The sequence below is a fragment of the Bacteroides faecium genome (assembly GCF_012113595.1).
GTDB classification, from domain to species: Bacteria; Bacteroidota; Bacteroidia; order Bacteroidales; family Bacteroidaceae; genus Bacteroides; species Bacteroides faecium.
In genome coordinates this window covers 825,507-845,954 of the sequence record NZ_CP050831.1, presented here as the reverse complement: position 1 = coordinate 845,954, position 20,448 = coordinate 825,507, and the positions used below count along the sequence as shown (strand labels likewise).

The 20,448-nt window shown below is 47.1% G+C and carries 11 protein-coding genes; all 11 read left to right on the top strand.

Annotated features, from left to right (window positions below; genetic code table 11):
• The 11 genes from BacF7301_RS03235 (at position 1) to BacF7301_RS03185 (ending at position 19,844) form a co-directional block, all read left to right on the top strand.
• Positions 1-1,725, top strand: a complete 1,725-nt coding sequence (locus BacF7301_RS03235) for a RagB/SusD family nutrient uptake outer membrane protein (protein ID WP_167960147.1) — start codon at positions 1-3, stop codon at positions 1,723-1,725.
• 20 nt (positions 1,726-1,745) lie between these two features.
• Positions 1,746-3,389 carry a SusE domain-containing protein gene (locus BacF7301_RS03230; protein ID WP_167960144.1) on the top strand — a complete coding sequence of 548 codons (1,644 nt, stop codon included), beginning with the start codon at positions 1,746-1,748 and terminating at the stop codon, positions 3,387-3,389.
• An 88-nt stretch (positions 3,390-3,477) separates the two neighbouring features.
• Positions 3,478-5,079: a DUF4832 domain-containing protein gene (locus BacF7301_RS03225; protein ID WP_167960142.1), complete on the top strand. Its 1,602-nt coding sequence runs from the start codon at positions 3,478-3,480 to the stop codon at positions 5,077-5,079.
• Between the two features lie 22 nt (positions 5,080-5,101).
• The gene (locus BacF7301_RS03220; RefSeq protein WP_167960140.1) at positions 5,102-6,970 is read left to right on the top strand and encodes an FAD-dependent oxidoreductase; all 1,869 of its coding nucleotides are present in this window, start codon (positions 5,102-5,104) and stop codon (positions 6,968-6,970) included.
• A 7-nt stretch (positions 6,971-6,977) separates the two neighbouring features.
• Complete coding sequence (locus tag BacF7301_RS03215) at positions 6,978-9,044, top strand: alpha-galactosidase (RefSeq protein ID WP_167960138.1); 2,067 nt, start codon at positions 6,978-6,980, stop codon at positions 9,042-9,044.
• Between the two features lie 256 nt (positions 9,045-9,300).
• Entirely contained in the window at positions 9,301-10,617 is a 1,317-nt protein-coding gene (locus tag BacF7301_RS03210; protein ID WP_167960136.1) for an acetylxylan esterase, read from the top strand.
• Between the two features lie 28 nt (positions 10,618-10,645).
• Complete coding sequence (locus BacF7301_RS03205; protein ID WP_167960134.1) at positions 10,646-12,442, top strand: glycoside hydrolase family 2 protein; 1,797 nt, start codon at positions 10,646-10,648, stop codon at positions 12,440-12,442.
• A 6-nt stretch (positions 12,443-12,448) separates the two neighbouring features.
• Positions 12,449-14,272 (top strand): DUF4886 domain-containing protein, encoded by a 1,824-nt coding sequence (locus tag BacF7301_RS03200; protein WP_167960132.1) that lies wholly within the window; start codon positions 12,449-12,451, stop codon positions 14,270-14,272.
• A 27-nt stretch (positions 14,273-14,299) separates the two neighbouring features.
• Positions 14,300-15,154 carry a DUF4886 domain-containing protein gene (locus BacF7301_RS03195; RefSeq protein WP_167960130.1) on the top strand — a complete coding sequence of 285 codons (855 nt, stop codon included), beginning with the start codon at positions 14,300-14,302 and terminating at the stop codon, positions 15,152-15,154.
• A gap of 15 nt (positions 15,155-15,169) precedes the next feature.
• Entirely contained in the window at positions 15,170-17,377 is a 2,208-nt protein-coding gene (locus BacF7301_RS03190; RefSeq protein ID WP_167960128.1) for a glycoside hydrolase family 3 N-terminal domain-containing protein, read from the top strand.
• 13 nt (positions 17,378-17,390) lie between these two features.
• The gene (locus BacF7301_RS03185; protein WP_167960126.1) at positions 17,391-19,844 is read left to right on the top strand and encodes a beta-glucosidase; all 2,454 of its coding nucleotides are present in this window, start codon (positions 17,391-17,393) and stop codon (positions 19,842-19,844) included.
• Positions 19,845-20,448: the final 604 nt, after the last annotated feature.

Here is a 20,448-nt window from a genome sequence, read left to right as displayed (position 1 = left end):
ATGAAAACAAAGATATTATTATTAGCCGGAATGTGCCTGGGGCTTGCTGCTTGTGAGAGCATGGACCTGGTACCCAGATCACAAGGTAATACCGAGTCATGGTACACGACCGAAACAGAATTGCGCCTGGCTTCCAATGACTTTTACATTTTGGGTTATTGGCAAGAACCTCTTAGTTCGTCCGAACAATGGTCGGATAACACTACTTATCGTCAGACGAACCGTAATCCGGGAAGTGGCGGAACCATACTTGATGGAACCATGAACGGCCAGCAGTACGAAGTATATGCCTTGTGGCAACAATCATTCAAACTCATTGCCCGCGCCAACACAATGCTCGAGAATATTCACAAGGCACAGGGTTCTGTGTCTCAGGAAGTGTACGACCGCTATGCCGGTGAGGCTTACTTCTGCCGTGCCTGCAAATATGCCGAATTGATTTTCTTCTATGGTGATGTACCCTATCAAGAGGAGACTATTACCATTTCCGAAGCTTTGCAACGTGGTCGCAGGCCTAAAGCAGAAGTGATTCCTTTGGTGTACGCTGATTTTGATAAAGCGATAGCCGGTTTGCCCAAAAGTTATGGACAGGGTGAGAATATACATGCTACCAAGGGTGCAGCGCTGGCTATGAAAGCACGTTTTGCCCTCTATATGGGTGACTATGAAATAGCTGCTCAAGCCGCCAAAGATTGTATGGACCTCAAACTCTATTCTCTGGAGCCCGACTATGCCAAGCTTTTCAAGCAGAGCACCAAACTGAATGATGAGAAAGTGTTTGTGATACCTCGCTCTATTGAAAACAGTGTGATACTCGACTCTTGGATTGTGAAGAACGCTCTTCCCCGTAATGCCGGTGGCTATGGCTCGTACAATCCTTCATGGGACCTCTTCGCTTCGTACCTTTGTACTGACGGGCTGCCTATCGACGAATCTCAACTGTTCGACCCTCGCAACCCTTTCAAGAACCGCGACCCTCGCTGTACAATGACCCTCGTTGAGTTCAACACCGAGCACTGTGGCTTCGAATACGATCCCAGCCCTGCTGCTAAAACTGTGATGAACTACACCACAGGCAAGGCGCAGAGCAATCAGGATACCCGTATCGTAAATCAATATAGCTCATATACGGGCTTGTTATGGAAGAAAGGTATTGATGCCAGTTGGACAGTAGACCAGAAGGTAGAGCAAGACTATATCATCATGCGCTACGCAGACGTACTGTTGATTTATGCCGAAGCTATGATCGAACTGAACCGGATTGACGACAGCGTATTGAAAGCTATCAACATGGTACGTGCCCGCGCTTATGGCGTAAATGTAACGTCAACCGACAGCTATCCTGCCGTGACCACTACCGACCAGACAGAGTTGCGCCGTGCCCTGCGTATAGAACGCCGTATGGAGTTTGCCATGGAGAACCAACGTCTGCAAGACTTGATGCGTTGGAAATTGGCAGGAAAAGCATTGAACGGTTACAACTATATCATGCTTATCAACCCTACGGATTTGCTGAACAATGTAGTGAACAAGAACCTCTGGTTCTGGGGAATGACCCCGCAAATCGACGAAGATGGTCTGGCAGACTTTTCGGCTCTCTTCAATGCCGGTTATTGCTCGCAGGGTGCCAAGCGCATTTTCCCCGAACGCGAATACTTGTGGCCGCTGCCTACACATGATGTGGAATTGTGTCCCAACTTATTGCCCAACAATCCGGGTTATTAATCCTATAAACTATTACGAATATGAAAACAATGCATTTATATAGAAGCCTTGGTGTGGTGGCCGTGGGAATGATGAGCATATTTGCCACCTCGTGCGAAGAGGATATAGACAATACTGCCTCACGCAATCAGTCGGAGATTGAACTGGCTCCTTCGGGTGAATTTATTAGGCTCGATGAGAGCAAACCCAACGAAACGGCTGTCATTCTGAAGTGGAGTACCGCTCACGATTTTGGTGAGGATTATATCACGACTTATAAATATGAGATGCAGCTTATCGGCAGTGAGGCCACGAACATCAAGGAGTTTGATGACGATGGAGAATTCTTTCGCTCGTACACCAACGAGGAGATGCAGAACATATTGATTGACCATTTCGGACTCACCACCAGTACCATTGGTGAAGTACTGTTTACTGTAACAGCCAATTTTGAAGGTCCCCGTCTGATGGTGCCCGATATTGCTACGGCTACATTAAAGATAAAAACGTATGGTCCTAAGCAGTACAAAGCCGATAATCTCTATGTGGGAGGTTCCGCTGTGGGCGAAGACAATATCAAGTTGACGTTGAAAGATGAGATAAACAAGATTTATAGTTACGAAGGTGCTTTGGTAGCCGGTAAGATAAACTTCCCTGTTGATTATGCCGATGAATTGAATGCTATTGGGCCGGAAACTGCTGATACTCCTATTACCACAGGTGAGATGCCAGGTGTCATATTTGACCGTGCCGAAGCTAATTCGTGGGTGATTCCGTCAGCGGCTACATATCGTATCACTGTGAATATGAGCAAAAAGACTGTGAAGATAGTAGAAGCCGGTGCGGTAGTAGAAGCCGATCAGGTATTCTTGGCTGGTAGTGCCGTAGGTGAAGAACAGATTGAGGTGGCTCAAGCTCTTGAAAACGACCAGATCTATGCTTGGCGTGGTGAACTGAAAGCCGGTAAGCTCTATATCCCGCTCACCTTCGAAGGTGAACAAGCGATGGCCATTGTACCCGAAATTGCAAATAACCACGACATCGAGGATGGTCAGTTGGCAACATTTGGGCAAGTACTCATTAGTAAAGTAGATAATCAGTATTGGACTATTCCGGCTGACGGTACTTATCGTATTGTATTGAATAAGGAGGAAAAGACCATTACTATCTATTCGGCTGATACTGATTTGAAACCGCTTAGAGTATCGTTCAATAATACTGAACTGGGGAAAAATCCTTGGGAACAAGATGTCAATGTACTGCATATGTACGGTGGTTTCAATAGCTTTGCTTACGACGCGGGTACTGACGAAGAAACAGGAAAGGCTTATAGGTACTGTCAAGTGAAGTATAACCTCATTCAGAGTCTTGCCAATCCGAAAGTCTTTGTTTATAAAGGTGATGTATTGCCTCGTAATGAATATACGGATAATTATAAGAAGACATATAGAGGTTGGGTGAACTTCAGCACTTTACGATATGCTAATAACGGATGGTTTGTTGGATCTACAGCTGACGCTAAACGTAATGATCACAATGGATATACTGAAGTAATAGCAGGCAAGGTAGAAAAGGCTGTAACGGGTCAAGCTGATAACCGCTATGCTTACTTCCTCATTCCCGAAGGCTGTAACTATGTAGTAGTGGATATAGAGAATAACACTGTACTCTTTGATATTAAATAAATCCAAAATGAAAGAATAAGGGGTGAAGCTTCAATCACTTCACTTCTTATTCTACCTTTTAAACAATAACAATTAAGACATATATTCTATGAACAAAATAATAAAAAATAGCATCAAGACCTTGTCGATGTGTCTGCTGGCTGCTACGGCTTTTATAGGCACTGCTTGTTCAGACGATGATGACCTTACAACCGATTACAGTTGGAACATTGAAGGCAACACTACCGTCAGCATTAAGCCCGAACGCTATAAACTGTTGCGCAATCCTATGAGTGGATGGGTTATCTACTCAGGTATCGGAAGTGGCATGATGATGGATTTCTGGAATCTCTACGACAATTTCGAATCGTCCGAAGGCACCGTGAGAGTATCCGACTATGGCAATACCCTCTATGTACGTGGACTTTGGAGTCATTTCAACCCTGAAAGAGGTAAATATGTATGGGATGAAACTTTGCAGACTGAACCGGCGAAGCGTTTCCAAATGCTGGTGAAAGGAGCCAAAGAACGCAACTTGAAGCTTGCCTTCACCTTTGTGTGCGACAGCCGCGACAAGCATGAGAATGCCTGTCCCGATTATGTGGAAGAAGCCGGTGCCGAAGGATTCACCACCACTACCGGTAGTGTAGACGTATGGACGCCTTATCCCGACGATCCCATTTTCCAAAGGGAATATGAAGCGTTCCTCACTGCTTTTGCTGCCAAATACAATGACCCCGACGTCACTCAATTTGTGAGCGGCTTTGGATTGGGCAAATGGGGTGAGACTCACACACTGAAATACTCTACAGGTGATGAGACTCCCAGACAAGCTGTATTTGAATGGATTACCGACGTAATGTCCCGCCTTTTCACCAAAGTGCCAATCATGATTAATTATCATCGCTGCTTGCTTAGTGGCAAAGAGTTTAGTGATACCGATAACGATGTAGCCGCCGATATGGTGAAACGTGCCGTAGCCAAAGGCTTCTGCCTGCGTCACGATGCTTTCGGCATGAAGCAATATTATAAGGATTGGGAACGTGGCATCAGTACTACCTATCACGGCATTGTTCCCATTACTATGGAAGGTGGTTGGGTGGAATCATCCCACGGTGGTTCTATTGCCGGCGACGGTTACAAGAATTTTGCCGAGGTGCGTCAGGGAGAATATGATGAGGCTAAGGGCGGTTATGTCAATATGATGGACCTTCGTTTTGCTACCAACGTGAACACTGGTGAAACGCACTCTTGGTTTAACACTGCTTTCCACTTGGTAAAGGAGTTTATATCCGAAGGTGGTTACCGACTTTATCCCGACCGTCTGTCTATTCCTACTACAGCCCGTAGCGGCAGCAATGTATCATTGACTCACCGCTGGTCGAATCTGGGTTGGGGGTATTGCCCTACCAATCTTCCGCAGTACGGTGACAAATACAAACTGGCTATCGCCTTGCTTGATAAGAATACGGAAGAGCCTGCCCGCATCTATATAGAAGAGAAAGCGGATATTGCTACCTGGATGAGCGGAAAGCCCAAGACATACACTAGCAGCATCAAACTCACCGATGTATCCGCAGGTACTTACACTTGGGCGGTGGGATTGGTAGATACTACCAAAGAGAACGCTATCGGTATCTTACTCTCAGCCCGCGATGAGTACCAAACCGCCAAAGGTTGGGTGAAAGTGGGAGATATAACTATTCAATAATTAAAAAAAACGCTGTGCTGTGATGAAAAAAATCTTACTGACATGCATAGCCGTAGCCTGTAGCCTTGTGGCTGTAGCCGAAGAACTGCTCATCGAAGCAGAAAGCTTCAGCCAGCGAGGCGGCTGGGTGCTCGACCAGCAGTTCATGGATCAGATGGGTTCGCCCTATCTCATGGCACATGGTATGGGCATCCCTGTGGCGGATGCTACGGCAGAAATCAACATTCCCCAAGCGGGCACTTACTACGTATATGCCCGTACTTACAACTGGACTTCACCTTGGACCGATGCCGAAGGTCCCGGAAAATTCCGCCTGGCTTTAGGCGGCAAATTGCTGAAAGCTACATTAGGACATACTGGTAATTCCTGGCAATGGCAATTTGCCGGAAAGGCAGTATTGAAAGTAGGGACTACCACCCTTGCGCTGAAAGACCTCACCGGTTTCGACGGTCGTTGCGATGCCATTTACCTTACGACCGATGCGAATACGCAACCCGCTACCTGGGATACGACAGAGACAGCCGAACTTCGTGCCCGCTTGCGACAACAACAGACGGTACCCTCTCATCAATACGACTTAGTGGTAGTAGGAGGGGGAATAGCCGGAATGTGTGCTGCTGCATCGGCCGCCCGATTAGGTTGCAAAGTGGCACTAGTGAACGACCGTCCTGTATTGGGTGGCAATAACTCGTCGGAGATTCGTGTACATCTCGGTGGTATCATCGAAATGGGTCCTAATCAGGGATTGGGGCGTATGATACGCGAGTTCGGTCATGAACGCTCTGGCAATGCACAACCGGGTGACTACTACGAAGACCAGAAGAAAGAAGACTTCATAGATGCCGAAAAGAACATTATCCTTTATGCCTCTCAACGTGCGGTAGCCGTGAAGATGCAAGGAGATCGCATTGCGTCAGTCACTATCCAGCACATCGAGACGGGAGAACAAACCGAACTTACCGCTCCTCTCTTTAGCGACTGCACAGGCGACGCTACCATAGGCTATTTGGCCGGTGCCGATTGGACTATGGGACGTGAAGGCCGCGATGAATATGGCGAGAGCCTTGCTCCCGAGCAACCCGACTCATTGGTGATGGGTGCCTCTATACAATGGTATAGCAAGGACATGAAGAAGAAAACTTCCTTCCCTCATTTTGAATATGGCGTGCGCTTTGACGCTGAAAACTGTGAGCCTGTAACCATGGGCGAGTGGAAATGGGAAACAGGCATGAACCGCAATCAAGTCAGCGAAGCTGAACGTGTACGCGACTATGGACTTTTGGTGATATATTCCAACTGGAGTTATCTGAAGAATCACTACACAGGCGATAAGAAGTACGCCAACCGTTCCCTCGACTGGGTGGCATATGTCTCAGGCAAACGTGAATCACGCCGTCTCTTGGGCGACTACGTACTGTCACAGGACGATATAGACAAGAATGTGGCGCACGAGGATGCTTCGTTCACCACCACCTGGAGCATCGACCTTCACTTCCCCGACAGCGTGAACAGTGTCCGCTTTCCCGGCAATGAATTCAAGTCGGCTACGGTGCATCGTTGGATTCATCCTTATGCCGTTCCCTATCGCTGTCTCTATTCTCGCAATGTGGACAACCTCTTTATGGCAGGCCGTAATATGAGTTGTACCCACGTAGCCTTAGGCACAGTACGTGTGATGCGTACTACCGGCATGATGGGTGAAGTAGTAGGTATGGCAGCCGGACTCTGCCACAAGCATAGTGTAGAGCCGCGTGACATCTATCATCATCACCTGCCCGAACTGAAGCAACTTATGCAAGCGGGCCTGGGCAAACGCAATGTGCCCGATAACCAACGCTTCAACGAACCCAACGAATTGTTGGAAGTTCCGGGAGCTTACATCAAACCGTAGACAAACTATGAGCAAAAAAAATATTATCACGATATTTCTATCGGCAATATGTACCTTGCCGCTTTGGGGCGGACAACAGTATTACGCTTTTCTGAAAGGTGACACGCTACGTATGGGCAATAACTATATGGAACGCGCCATGCTGTGGAATAACGGTGCGCCTGTCACCATCAGCCTTACTGACAAGCAACACGGAAAAACCATTCCGGCACAGGGCAAACAACCCGATTTCTCGATTGTGAAAGGTATCCCTACGGATGCCACATTCACCGTGAACGAGATACCGACGAACGGCATCCACGCCAGTTATCTGCAGGCTACCGTGGCTTGCACTATCGGTTCGCTGAATATAGAGCGTCGCTATCGCATTTATGCAGACTGTCCCGCCATTGCTTGCGATACCTATCTGAAAGGGCAAGTGGAACTTTATCAGAATAAGGAGGATAACCGCTCTAACGCCGACCGCAAAAATATAGAGCACACGGCCGATATGGCTACGGGGGTGAAAACTCCCACGCTCGACAGGCTGCAACTATCCGGCAATCATTGGAGTGCCCGCACAATAGAGTTTTTCGACTACACCGATTGGAACGACAATCTGGTGACCGGGCGTACCTGGCTTCCTTACCGTCGCAATACGTATCGTGGTAATTTGCTTTTTGCTCATGACGTAGCTACGCGTCAAGGCTTCTTTTTCTTGAAAGAGGCTCCCAGCAGCAGTACCCAATTACATTATCCGGGTTCTGACTTCGTGGCGGACTTTAGTGATTTTATGGTAGTGGGGCTGGGCATTGCGTCTAATGATGTAAAGCCGGATAGCTGGACCCGCGTTTATGGATGCGTTACCGGCATCTATACCGGTGGCGAACAAGAAGCGCTTACTGCCCTGCGCCTTTATCAGAAACAACTGCGCCACCACACCGCCGCACAGGATGAGATGATTATGCTCAATACCTGGGGCGACCGTAGTCAGGATGCCAAAATAGATGAGGCTTTCTGCCTGGCAGAACTGGACCGTGCCGCACGCATGGGCATCACCCTCTTTCAACTGGACGATGGCTGGCAGAGCGGAAAAAGCCCTAACTCGAAGACTGCCGGAGGCAGTTTTAAGGATATCTGGAAAAGTGGCGATTACTGGACGCCCAACCCCACAAAGTTCCCTCATGGACTGAAACCTATTGTAGAGAAAGGCAAGAAATTGGGTATTCGCATCGGATTGTGGTTCAATCCCAGCATACAGAATGATTTTGCCGATTGGCAAAAAGATGCGCAAGCCATTATCGGACTTTATAAGAAGTACGGCATCTGCTGTTTCAAGATAGACGGCTTGCAGATACCGACCAAGACAGCCGAACAAAACCTGCGCCAACTGTTTGATACCGTGTTGGAGCAAACCAACCATGAAGTGATTTTCAACCTTGATGCCACTGCCGGTCGTCGCGGCGGATACCACTATATGAACGAGTACGGCAACATCTTCCTGGAAAACCGCTATACCGATTGGGGCAACTACTACCCTTATCGCACCTTGCGCAACCTTTGGATGCTGTCTCGCTATGTACCGGCGGAGAAGATGCAGATAGAGTTCCTTAATAAATGGCGCAATGCCGATAAGTATGACGCTGCCGACCCTTTTGCTCCCGCCCGTTACAGTTTCGATTACCTCTTTGCCATCACCTTGGCGGCACAGCCGTTGGCTTGGATGGAAGCTTCGAACCTGCCCGAAGAGGCTTATATTACGGCATCTCTGCTCAAGAAGTACCAACCCTTGCAACTCCGATTTCACCAAGGTGTCATACTGCCCGTTGGTGAAGAACCTTCGGGACGCTCGTGGACCGGATTCCAATCGACCGTCTCCGGTACGCAAGGCTATCTTGTTGTTTACCGCGAAGATAATGAGCAAGCCAAGGGGACTATTGACACCTGGCTTCCTGAAGGCAAAGAAGTGGATTTTATCCCTGTGATGGGAAGTGGCAAGAAGTTTGCCGCAAAAGTCGGCGCACAGGGTAGAGTAAGTTTCGAGCTGAATGACAAGAACTCTTTCGCACTCTATCAATACGAAGTAAAGCCATAAAAAGGCGGCTATCTGCATTTTACGCTAATGATGAATGATATGTTAACGTCTGATTTACAGAGTATTATGATGCGTGGAGGGGAGCATTAATACCCCTGCTGTTAGGTGTTAATAGTTGAGTTGTCAGGTATTAACAGTTGAGCGGACAGGTATTAATAGTTGAGACAATGGGTATTAATAGCTGATAAATGAAATCTTAATAGCTGATAAATGGAATATTAATATAGCAATGACAAATGAAATAAAATAGGGAACTATGATAAAAAGTGTACGTTTTCTTCTTCTCCTGATGATATTTGTCTCCATGCAGATCGTTGCATGGGGACAGCCACAGGAAAGACTGGTTCAAGTGCAGGTCACTCCCGACCACACCAATTGGCTGTATAAACCGGGAGAAAAAGTGAAATTCAAAGTGGCTGTATTGAAATGCAATATCCCACAGGATAATCTGGAAGTGCGCTATGAGATTTCAGAAGACATGATGAAACCTAATCAGACAGGCAAACAGCCTTTGAAGAACGAAAAGCTTGAAATTAACGCAGGGACTATGAAAAAAGAAGGGTTCCTGCGTTGCCGTGCTTTTGTCACTTGCCAAGGACGTGAGTATGAAGGCGTGGCTACCGTCGGCTTTTCTCCCGAGAAATTGCAACCGACCACCCCGTTGCCTGCCGACTTTCTGGAGTTTTGGAAAAGCACCAAAGAAGCCGCAGAAAAGTGGGCACTGGAACCTATAATGACTTTACTGCCGGAAAGGTGCACGGATAAAGTGAACGTATATCATGTCTCTTTCGCGAACAATGACTATGCGTCCCGTATGTACGGCATCCTTTGTGTCCCGAAGGCTTCCGGGAAATATCCGGCGATTCTGAAAGTGCCGGGCGCAGGCATCCGTGCCTATAACGGAGAAGCCGAACGTGCCGGAAAGGGTTTCATCATATTGGAAATCGGTATTCACGGCATTCCGGTCAATATGGAGGGGGATGTCTATCACCGCCTTTATAACGGAGCTTTGAAGAATTACCACTCGTTCAATATGGACAATCGGGACAAGTACTATTACAAGCGGGTCTATACCGGCTGCGTGAGAGCCATTGATTTCATTTACACACTTCCCGAATTCAATGGTAATCTGGCTACCTTTGGAGGAAGCCAGGGCGGTGCGCTTTCCATTGTAATTGCGGGACTGGACGCTCGTGTCAAAGGATTGGTTTCTTTCTATCCAGCCTTGTGTGATATGGCGGGTTATGCCCACGGTCGTGCAGGCGGTTGGCCGCATATGTTGAAGGATGAGAAGAACCGGACACCGGAAAAGATGAAAACCGTTCAGTATTTTGATGTGGTGAACTTTGCCCGGCAGGTCAAAGTTCCGGGATTCTATACTTTTGGTTATAATGATATGGTTTGTCCGCCTACCACCACTTACTCCGCTTACAACGTGATTAATGCTCCGAAAGAGCTGTTTGTAGCTGAGACGACCGCCCATTATGCCTATGCCGAACAGTGGAGTGCAGCTTGGAACTGGGTAATGAATTTCTTGAAAAATGAATCGAAAAATGAATCGAAAAACGAATAATGTACTAATACCACAAACTGATAGATAAATGAAAACAGGTAAGAAATTAAATTTATGTCTATTGTTGCTAATCGCTTTTACAGGAAGCGTTGCGGCACAGGAACTGATAACGAATGTATATGGTCGCGACATCCATTCACTGAATGGTAAATGGAATGCCATCATCGACCTGTACGACCAGGGACAACGGATGAAAATCTATGAGAATCAGCAACCGAAAGGAAATATTGATTTCTACGAATACGCATTTGAAGGCGGGCTGCGTCTTAACGTTCCGGGAGATTGGAACTCCCAATCGCCCGAACTGAAATATTACGAAGGCACTGTATGGTATGCCCGTCACTTTGATGCCAAACGCTTGGCAGACAAACGCCAGTTCCTTTATTTCGGTGCTGTCAGCTATCGTTGCAAAGTCTATCTGAACGGAAAAGAGATAGCAGAGCATGAAGGTGGTTTCACCCCTTTCCAAGTGGAAGTGACAGACCTGTTGAAAGACGGCGACAACTTCCTGGCAATAGAAGTGAACAACCGCCGCACCAAAGACGCTATTCCCGCTATGGCCTTCGACTGGTGGAACTATGGCGGCATCACAAGAGATGTGCTGCTGGTGAAAACTCCCCGGACATTTATAGAAGATTATTTCATCCAACTGGATAAAAACGCTCCCGACCGCATCATCGCCCGCGTGCGTCTTTCTGATAAAAAAGCAGGTGAGAAGGTAACAGTTGTTATCCCCGAACTCAAAATCAATGCGGAGCTCACCACCGACGCAGAAGGAAAGGCGGAAACCGTATTGAACGCGAAGAAGCTGCAACGCTGGTCGCCGGAAGAACCGAAACTCTATGGCGTGACCGTATCTTCAAATACCGACCGCGTGGATGAACAAATCGGCTTCCGCAATATCACCGTGAAAGGAACAGATATCTACCTGAACGGGAAGCCGACATTTATGTGCTGTATCTCTTTCCACGAAGAAATCCCGCAACGTATGGGGCGTGCCTTCTCGGAAGCCGATGCAGCCATGTTGCTGAATGAAGCGAAAGCGCTTGGCGTGAACATGATTCGCCTGGCGCATTATCCACAAAATGAATACACAGTACGCCTGGCGGAAAAGATGGGTTTCCTTCTTTGGCAGGAGATTCCCATTTGGCAAGGCATTGACTTTACAGACAATGATACCCGTCAGAAAGCGCAGAGGATGCTTTCTGAAATGATTAAGCGCGACCAGAACCGCTGCGCGGTAGGTTATTGGGGCGTTGCCAATGAAACACAGCCTTCCAAAGAACGGAACGAATTCCTTACTTCCCTGCTCGAAACGGGAAAACAACTGGACACTACCCGTCTGTACGTTGCCGCTTTCGACCTTGTGCGCTTCAATAGCGAGAAGCAGCGTTTTGTAATGGAAGACGACTTCACTTCCCAACTGGACGTCGTAGCTATCAATAAATATATGGGCTGGTATCATCCGTGGCCTGTCGAGCCGAAAGACGCTATATGGGAAGTAGTGACGGACAAACCGTTGATTATCTCGGAATTTGGCGGCGAAGCATTGTATGGTCAGTCCGGTGATAAGAACGTAGTCAGCTCCTGGAGTGAAGAATACCAGGCACGTCTGTATAGAGACAACATCCGTATGTTCGACAATATCCCGAACCTGCGTGGAGTATCGCCCTGGATTCTGTTCGACTTCCGTTCTCCGTTCCGTTTCCACCCCACCAATCAGGATGGCTGGAACCGCAAAGGACTCATATCCGACCAAGGTATGCGTAAGCAAGCGTGGTATCTGATGAGAGATTATTTTGCTAAAAAGAGAAACAATAACTAATAATAGATGACTATGAAAACCATAAAATGGAACAATAACTTCCTGTTGGCAGGATTATTATTTTTAGTGTCACTATTCTCTGTCGGAGGAGTATTGGTATCCTGCTCCGAATCGGAGAAAATAGTGACGCAGATTGAAGAGAAAATCGTCTATGTAGACGGCAAATGGATGGTGGTAGCTTCCAATGAAGTTACCGTTACTACGGGCGAAACGGTTACATTGAATGTAACGGTAGGCGGTGACGAGAATCTGAAACCTGAATATACTTGTACTTCCGAAAACCCCAATATAGCTACCGTAGCGGTAGACGCAGACAATAAGGCTGTCACAATCACAGGTGTATCTGCCGGAAACACGTCCATCACTATCGAATGTCCTACGGATACCAAACCGCTTGTCGCCACGATTCCCGTTACGGTGGAGCAAGGGGCAATCCGGATTCTTGCCATCGGCAACAGCTTCTCTCAAGACGCGGTGGAGCAATACCTGTATGAATTGGGCGCAGCCGTAGGACATGATTTTATTATTGGCAATATGTATATCGGCGGATGCGATTTGGACAAGCATCTGGCTAATTTCCAGTCGGATGCCGGAGCGTATGAATACCGCAAAGTGGTAAATGGCGAGAAAGTGGGGAAAAACAGCTATAAGTTATCTCAGGCATTGGCCGATGAAAACTGGGATTACATCAGCTTGCAACAGGCGAGCGGCAAATCCGGTAAGTACGGTACGTACACAGCGCTTGCGGATTTGATTGCCGGCATACAGGCGCGTTGTCCGCAGGCTAAATTGATGTGGCATCAGACTTGGGCGTACGCTTCCAGTTCCACTCATGAAAGTTTCCCGGATTATGACAGCAACCAGATGACTATGTATAACGCCATTGTGTCCGCTGCCCGACAGGCGATGACGAATCATACGGCACTGAACCTGCTGATTCCTTCGGGCACTGCCATCCAGAATGCCCGTACCTCTTTCTTGGGTGACGCGTTCAATCGCGACGGCTATCATCTGGAAGTTACTTACGGTCGATATACTGCTGCCTGCACTTGGTTTGAGATGATTACAGGACAAAACGTTGTCGGCAACCCGTATGCTCCCGAAACGATTGACCCGCAGGTGGTGAAGATTGCACAAAATGCTGCTCATTACGCTGTACAGAAACCCGACGAAGTGACCGATTTGGTTGACTTCAAGCAACCGGAACTATCTGACACTGAATTGAAAGCCCCCATCTATATTGATTTCGGCCCGACTTCACTCTCTGCCACTCCGTGGAATAATATAACCTCGCATCAGGAAAGTTCAACTTCAAGTTGGATAAAAGATGCGGAAAACAATTATACGAATATTGGCGTCAGAGTCCTTGGCGGATTTACCGCGACTCATGCCGGAGTCGGTTCCGAACCGGCCAGTCCGGTGACGGTGGATGGCGTGGAATTTCCGCTGACTGCATGGAAAGACGGTTTGTTAGTGAGAGGAGAGAAAAATCAGGGTGATGTAGGTCCGGGAAGAATAGAAATCTCTCAACTGGATGCAGCCCGGAAATATAATTTCACTATTTTGGCTATCCGTTTCAATGGAAGCAAAGACGCCCGTATCTCTTCTTACAGATTGATAGGTAAAACGGAGAGTGAAGCTAAAGAAGTGAAAACAGGTATTAAGGATGTTGCCTCGTTTAATGCCGCAAACTTCGAGGAGTACATTGCCAAGTTTGAGAATGTAGAACCGGATTCGGAAGGCAAGGTCATTGTCGAGGTGAAAGGGCTTGATACCGGTAGTGCCGCGGAAGGGCACATCAATGCACTATGCATTAGTCTGGTGAAATAAGGTCTGGTTTTTATCATATTGATTATAATGAAGCAATATAGAAATGTAGTGATTTGTATGTGCATACTGCTCCTTCTTGCCGGAGGAGCGTATGCGCAGCAAAAAACGGTCAGGATACTTGCCATCGGCAACAGCTTCTCGCAGGATGCCGTGGAGCAATATCTGCATGAACTGGCGGAAGCCGAAGGCATTTCAACCATCATCGGCAATATGTTTATCGGCGGCTGTTCTCTGGAGCGTCATGTGAAAAATGCCCGTGACAATGCTCCCGCCTATGCCTACCGGAAAATCGGTACGGATGGAAAGAAACGGGAAAAGGGCAAGATGTCTTTGGAAGCGGTGTTGGCAGATGAAGACTGGGATTACGTCAGCCTGCAACAGGCAAGTCCTTTTTCGGGAATGTATGAGACGTATGAAGCCTCTCTGCCGGAACTTATAGAATATGTAAAAGCACGCCTTCCAAAGAAAACAAAGCTGATGTTGCACCAAACCTGGGCATATGCGTCTACTTCCAAGCATAGTGGATTTAAAAACTACAACTGCAATCAACTGACCATGTATCAGGCAATTGCCGATGCAGTGAAGAAAGCGGCTAAAGCGAATAAGATAAAGATTGTCATCCCTTCGGGCACTGCCATACAGAACGCCCGTACTTCTTTCATCGGCGACCATCTGAACCGGGACGGCTATCATCTGGATGTGAAGGTTGGACGTTATACCGCTGCCTGCACTTGGTTCGAACGTATCTTCAAGTGCAATGTGGTCGGGAATCCTTATGGACCGGAAGGGGTGGATGAGGCGCGGAAAGCTGTTGCCCAGAAAGCTGCCCATGCAGCAGTGAAACATCCGTATAAAGTGACTGACCTGTTTATTACTAACTAACCGACGAAAATACAAATGAGAAAAAAAGCATTAGTTTACGGAATCTGTCTGCTGGGTATGGTATGTACCCTTTCGGCAAAAGATAAAAAAGGGGGTGCATTATATAAAGACGCAAAGGCTCCGATTGAGAAACGCGTAGACGACTTGTTATCCCGCATGACTCTGGAAGAGAAAGTGATGCAGTTGAACCAATATACCTTGGGACGGAACAACAACGTGAATAATGTAGGCGAAGAAGTAAAGAAAGTGCCCGCGGAAATCGGTTCTCTGATTTATTTCGAGGCAAATCCCGAACTGCGTAATAATATGCAGAAGAAAGCGATGGAAGAATCCCGTCTGGGTATTCCTATTATTTTCGGCTATGATGCCATTCATGGATTCCGTACTGTATATCCTATCTCATTGGCGCAGGCTTGTTCCTGGAACCCGGATTTAGTGGAACAGGCATGTGCCGTATCTGCACAGGAAGCCCGTATGTCGGGAGTGGACTGGACGTTCTCACCGATGATTGACGTGGCACGTGACCCCCGCTGGGGACGTGTGGCGGAAGGTTATGGCGAAGACCCTTATGCGAACGGAGTGTTCGGCGCGGCTTCCGTCAGAGGTTATCAAGGTGATAACTTGTCGGCAGAAAACCGTGTGGCAGCTTGTCTGAAACATTATGTAGGCTACGGAGCATCCGAAGCCGGACGTGACTATGTATATACCGAAATCTCCCGGCAAACTCTTTGGGACACTTATCTGCTCCCTTATGAAATGGGCGTGAAGGCAGGTGCGGCAACTCTGATGAGTTCTTTTAATGATATCAGCGGTGTGCCGGGCTCGGCGAATCCTTATATAATGACCGAGATATTAAAGAACCGTTGGGGGCATGACGGTTTTATCGTTTCCGACTGGGGAGCTATCGAACAGTTGAAAAACCAGGGATTGGCAGCAACCAAAAAAGAAGCTGCCCGGTATGCATTTACCGCCGGTCTTGAAATGGATATGATGTCTCATGCTTATGACCGTCATTTGCAGGAGTTGGTAGAAGAAGGCAAGGTATCAATGGCTCAAGTGGACGAAGCTGTCCGTCGTATCTTACTTTTGAAATTCCGTCTCGGCTTGTTCGAGCGTCCTTATACTCCGGCTACAACAGAGAAAGAACGTTTCTTCCGTCCGCAAAGCATGGACATCGCCGCCCGTCTTGCGGCAGAATCCATGGTATTGCTGAAAAACGAAAACAACGTTTTACCGCTGACGGATAAAAAGAAGATTGCAGTAATAGGTCCGATGGCAAAAAATGGCTGGGACTTGTTGGGCTCCTGGCGTGGGCATGGAAAGGATACGGACGTTACCATGCTTTATGACGGACTGGCTACTGAATTTGCAGGAAAAGCCGAACTGCGTTATGCGTTAGGTTGCAATACACAAGGGGAGAACCGCGAAGGATTTGCAGAAGCATTGGAAGCTGCACGCTGGTCTGACGTAGTTGTTCTTTGTCTGGGCGAGATGATGACCTGGAGTGGTGAAAATGCGTCCCGTTCTTCTATTGCACTACCGCAGATGCAGGAAGAACTGGCAAAAGAACTGAAGAAAGCCGGCAAGCCTGTCGTACTAGTATTGGTCAATGGTCGCCCGTTAGAATTGAACCGTCTGGAACCGGTTTCTGATGCCATACTGGAAATCTGGCAACCGGGTGTGAATGGCGCGCTGCCGATGGCGGGGATATTGTCCGGACGTATTAATCCTTCCGGCAAACTTGCCATGACCTTCCCTTATTCGACGGGACAGATTCCTATCTATTATAACCGTCGTAAGAGCGGACGCGGACATCAGGGATTTTATAAAGATATAACAAGTGACCCGTTATATCCTTTCGGTCATGGACTGAGCTACACTGAATTCAAGTATGGCACTGTTACCCCTTCTGCCACTAAAGTGAAGCGTGGCGATAAGCTTTCGGTGGAAGTGACTGTCACCAACATCGGTGCCCGTGACGGAGCGGAAACAGTCCACTGGTTTATCTCCGACCCGTATTGCTCAATCACGCGTCCTGTAAAAGAATTGAAGCACTTTGAGAAACAACTCATCAAAGCCGGAGAAATGAAAACTTTCCGCTTCGACATAGACCTTGAACGTGATTTCGGCTTTGTTAATGAAGACGGTAAACGATTCCTCGAAGCTGGAGAATACAATATTCACGTACAGGGACAGACCGTTAAAATAGAATTGATAGACTAAAACACATACCACCATGAAAAAGAAAATAGGTATCATAAGCCTGTGCATGCTTGCATGCAGCATCCTGACCTGTGCACAAACGATTACTCCCCAAGCGGAACAACGTGCGAAAGAGCTTGTATCCAAAATGACTTTGCAAGAGAAAATAGAGTACATCTCCGGATATACCAGTTTTTCTCTGCGTGCCATACCTCGTTTGGGAATACCAGAAATCAAATTGGCTGACGGCCCGCAGGGAATCCGCAATCATGCTCCCAAGAGTACCCTTTATCCGTCCGGCATCTTGTCTGCTTCCACCTGGAACCGGGAATTGCTTTATAAGTTAGGTCAAGGCTTGGGACAGGACGCCAAAGCAAGAGGCGTTAATATCCTGCTTGGTCCGGGCGTGAATATCTATCGTGCTCCGTTGTGCGGCCGTAACTTTGAATACTTCGGTGAAGACCCTTACTTGACGGGTGAGACAGCCAAGCAATATATTCTTGGCGTGCAATCGGAAGGAGTCATTGCGACCATCAAGCACTTTGCCGCCAACAACCAGGAGTGGAGCCGCCATCATGCGAGTTCGGACATAGACGAGCGTACTTTGCACGAGATTTATTTTCCGGCTTTCCGCAAGGCTGTACAGGAAGCGAACGTGAGTGCTGTAATGAACAGTTACAATCTCTTGAACGGTGTCCATGCCACTGAACACAAATGGCTGAATATTGATGTCTTGCGCAATCTTTGGGGCTTCAAAGGTATTCTTATGTCGGACTGGACTTCGGTATATTCCGCCATCGGAGCAGCTAACGCCGGACTTGACCTCGAAATGCCGAAAGGGCGTTTCATGAATGCCGACAACCTTATCCCCGCCATCAAAACGGGCACGGTGACCGAAGAAACCATCAACCTGAAAGTACAGCATATCTTGCAGACTTTAATAGCTTATGGAATGTTGGATAAGGAACAGAAAGACAGCAATATTCCATTGGATAATCCATTCTCCCGCCAGACAGCTTTAGAGTTGGCACGCGAAGGTGTGGTATTGTTGAAGAATGAAGCTAACCTGCTCCCGTTGAAAGGAAAAACAGCCGTAATGGGTCCTAATGCAGATTTGATACCTACCGGTGGCGGCAGTGGTTTTGTCACTCCTTTTTCTACCGTCTCAGTGGCTCAAGGCTTGAAGGAATTGAAGAAAAAGAATCTGGTATTATTGACGGATGATGTGATTTATGAAGATATTGTTAATGAGTTTTATACTGACGCCAATCGTGAGGTGAAGGGCTTCAAGGCTGAATACTTTAAGAACAAGACTCTTTCGGGACAGCCGGAAGTTGTACGCACGGAATCTTCTGTTGATTATGACTGGGGCTATGGCGCACCGTTGGACGGTTTTCCGACAGATGCCTTTTCTGTCCGTTGGACAGCCTGTTATGTCCCACAGGCAGACGGTCAGTTGAAACTCCACATCGGTGGTGATGACGGTTACCGCCTGTTTGTGAACGACAAGCATATTACGGGCGACTGGGGTAATCATTCTTATTCCAGCCGTGAAGTTGAACTTCCTGTTGAGGGCGGTAAGGAATACCGTTTCCGGATTGAATTCTTTGATAATATTTCTTCGGCCATCATCCGTTTCAACGCTTATAGCCTTAATGAGGCTAAACTTCGTCAAGGACTGGCAAAAGTGGATAATGTAGTGTTCTGCACAGGCTTCAACAGTAACACGGAAGGCGAAGGATTTGACCGTCCGTTTGCCTTGCTCCGCTATCAGGAATTGTTTATCAAGAAGATTGCTTCCATACATCCCAATGTCGTAGTTGTACTGAATGCCGGTGGCGGTGTGGATTTCACCAACTGGTATGATGCCGCAAAAGCTATTCTTATGGCCTGGTATCCGGGACAGGAAGGCGGTCAGGCGATAGCTGAAATCCTGACCGGCAAGATTTCTCCAAGCGGCAAGTTACCGATTTCTATCGAAAAGACATGGGAAGATAATCCGGTGCACGGCAGTTATTACGAGAATTTGAAAGCTGAGATTAAGCGTGTAGACTATTCCGAAGGTGTCTTTGTCGGTTATCGTGGATATGACCGTTCGGGCAAAGAACCTTTCTATCCGTTTGGCTACGGTTTGTCCTATACTACTTTTGCTTACAGCAATATGTCTGTGGAGAAAACGGGTGAATATCAGGTTACAGTTAGCTTTGATATCGAGAATACAGGTAAGATGGATGCTTCGGAAGTGGCACAAGTGTATGTGCACGATGTACAATCCTCTGTCCCCCGTCCTCAGAAAGAACTAAAAGGATATGAAAAGGTGTTCTTGAAGAAAGGGGAGAAGAAACGGGTTTCTGTTGTGCTGAATGAGGATGCATTCGCTTTTTACGATATGAATCAGCATCGCTTTGTAGTGGAAAAAGGCGAGTTTGAGATTCTTGCCGGCCCGGCTTCCAATCGTTTGCCTCTGAAAGTTTTAATTATACTTTAAACTTTTGGAGATTTAACAGAATGTTTTAATCATACTTCAAACTTACTTTTACTATTTAGTAGTAGAATTGACTGGGACAAGTATTACACTCAGTGAAATGATGTAGGAGACTTGAGTAAGTTCAGTATATGGTTCTGTTTACTTCGGTATTGTTATGAATTAAGTATATGGGTTGTTCTGGATAGATTCTGGAAACGTGGCGGGAAATTAAAAAAAGACGGTTGTCTTTTTTTAATTTCCCGTTATCTTTTTTCATTAGACGCGGAGCAAAGTGTAAAAGTGTGAGGGGTGTGAGGGAGGATTTATAACTTTCGTGTGTTTTTTATAAGAGAAGAAAGATAAAGATAGTATAAAGTAATAAGTTGGAAATCCTCCCTCACACCCCTCACACTTCGTTCATTCATTAGAGTTTCGTTTAGTTCATTTCCGCACTCTAATGAGATAATTTATTTAGCTCAACAGTTGATTGGGTGAGTCACTAACTCAACTGATGTTGGTTATGAATTAAATAGTTTAATAAATCATTTAAAAGAACGCACCGATGAGGTTTCTTTTCTTTAGAAAATCTGTATTATAATTCCTTTCCTTGGGCGGACTATTTTCC

Excerpts from the sequence above, each read along its gene's own strand:
- BacF7301_RS03235 (WP_167960147.1), top strand. The coding sequence starts at position 1 with ATGAAAACAAAGATATTATTATTAGCCGGAATGTGCCTGGGGCTTGCT.
- BacF7301_RS03230 (WP_167960144.1), top strand. The coding sequence starts at position 1,746 with ATGAAAACAATGCATTTATATAGAAGCCTTGGTGTGGTGGCCGTGGGA.
- BacF7301_RS03225 (WP_167960142.1), top strand. The coding sequence starts at position 3,478 with ATGAACAAAATAATAAAAAATAGCATCAAGACCTTGTCGATGTGTCTG.
- BacF7301_RS03220 (WP_167960140.1), top strand. The coding sequence starts at position 5,102 with ATGAAAAAAATCTTACTGACATGCATAGCCGTAGCCTGTAGCCTTGTG.
- BacF7301_RS03215 (WP_167960138.1), top strand. The coding sequence starts at position 6,978 with ATGAGCAAAAAAAATATTATCACGATATTTCTATCGGCAATATGTACC.
- BacF7301_RS03210 (WP_167960136.1), top strand. The coding sequence starts at position 9,301 with ATGATAAAAAGTGTACGTTTTCTTCTTCTCCTGATGATATTTGTCTCC.
- BacF7301_RS03205 (WP_167960134.1), top strand. The coding sequence starts at position 10,646 with ATGAAAACAGGTAAGAAATTAAATTTATGTCTATTGTTGCTAATCGCT.
- BacF7301_RS03200 (WP_167960132.1), top strand. The coding sequence starts at position 12,449 with ATGACTATGAAAACCATAAAATGGAACAATAACTTCCTGTTGGCAGGA.
- BacF7301_RS03195 (WP_167960130.1), top strand. The coding sequence starts at position 14,300 with ATGAAGCAATATAGAAATGTAGTGATTTGTATGTGCATACTGCTCCTT.
- BacF7301_RS03190 (WP_167960128.1), top strand. The coding sequence starts at position 15,170 with ATGAGAAAAAAAGCATTAGTTTACGGAATCTGTCTGCTGGGTATGGTA.
- BacF7301_RS03185 (WP_167960126.1), top strand. The coding sequence starts at position 17,391 with ATGAAAAAGAAAATAGGTATCATAAGCCTGTGCATGCTTGCATGCAGC.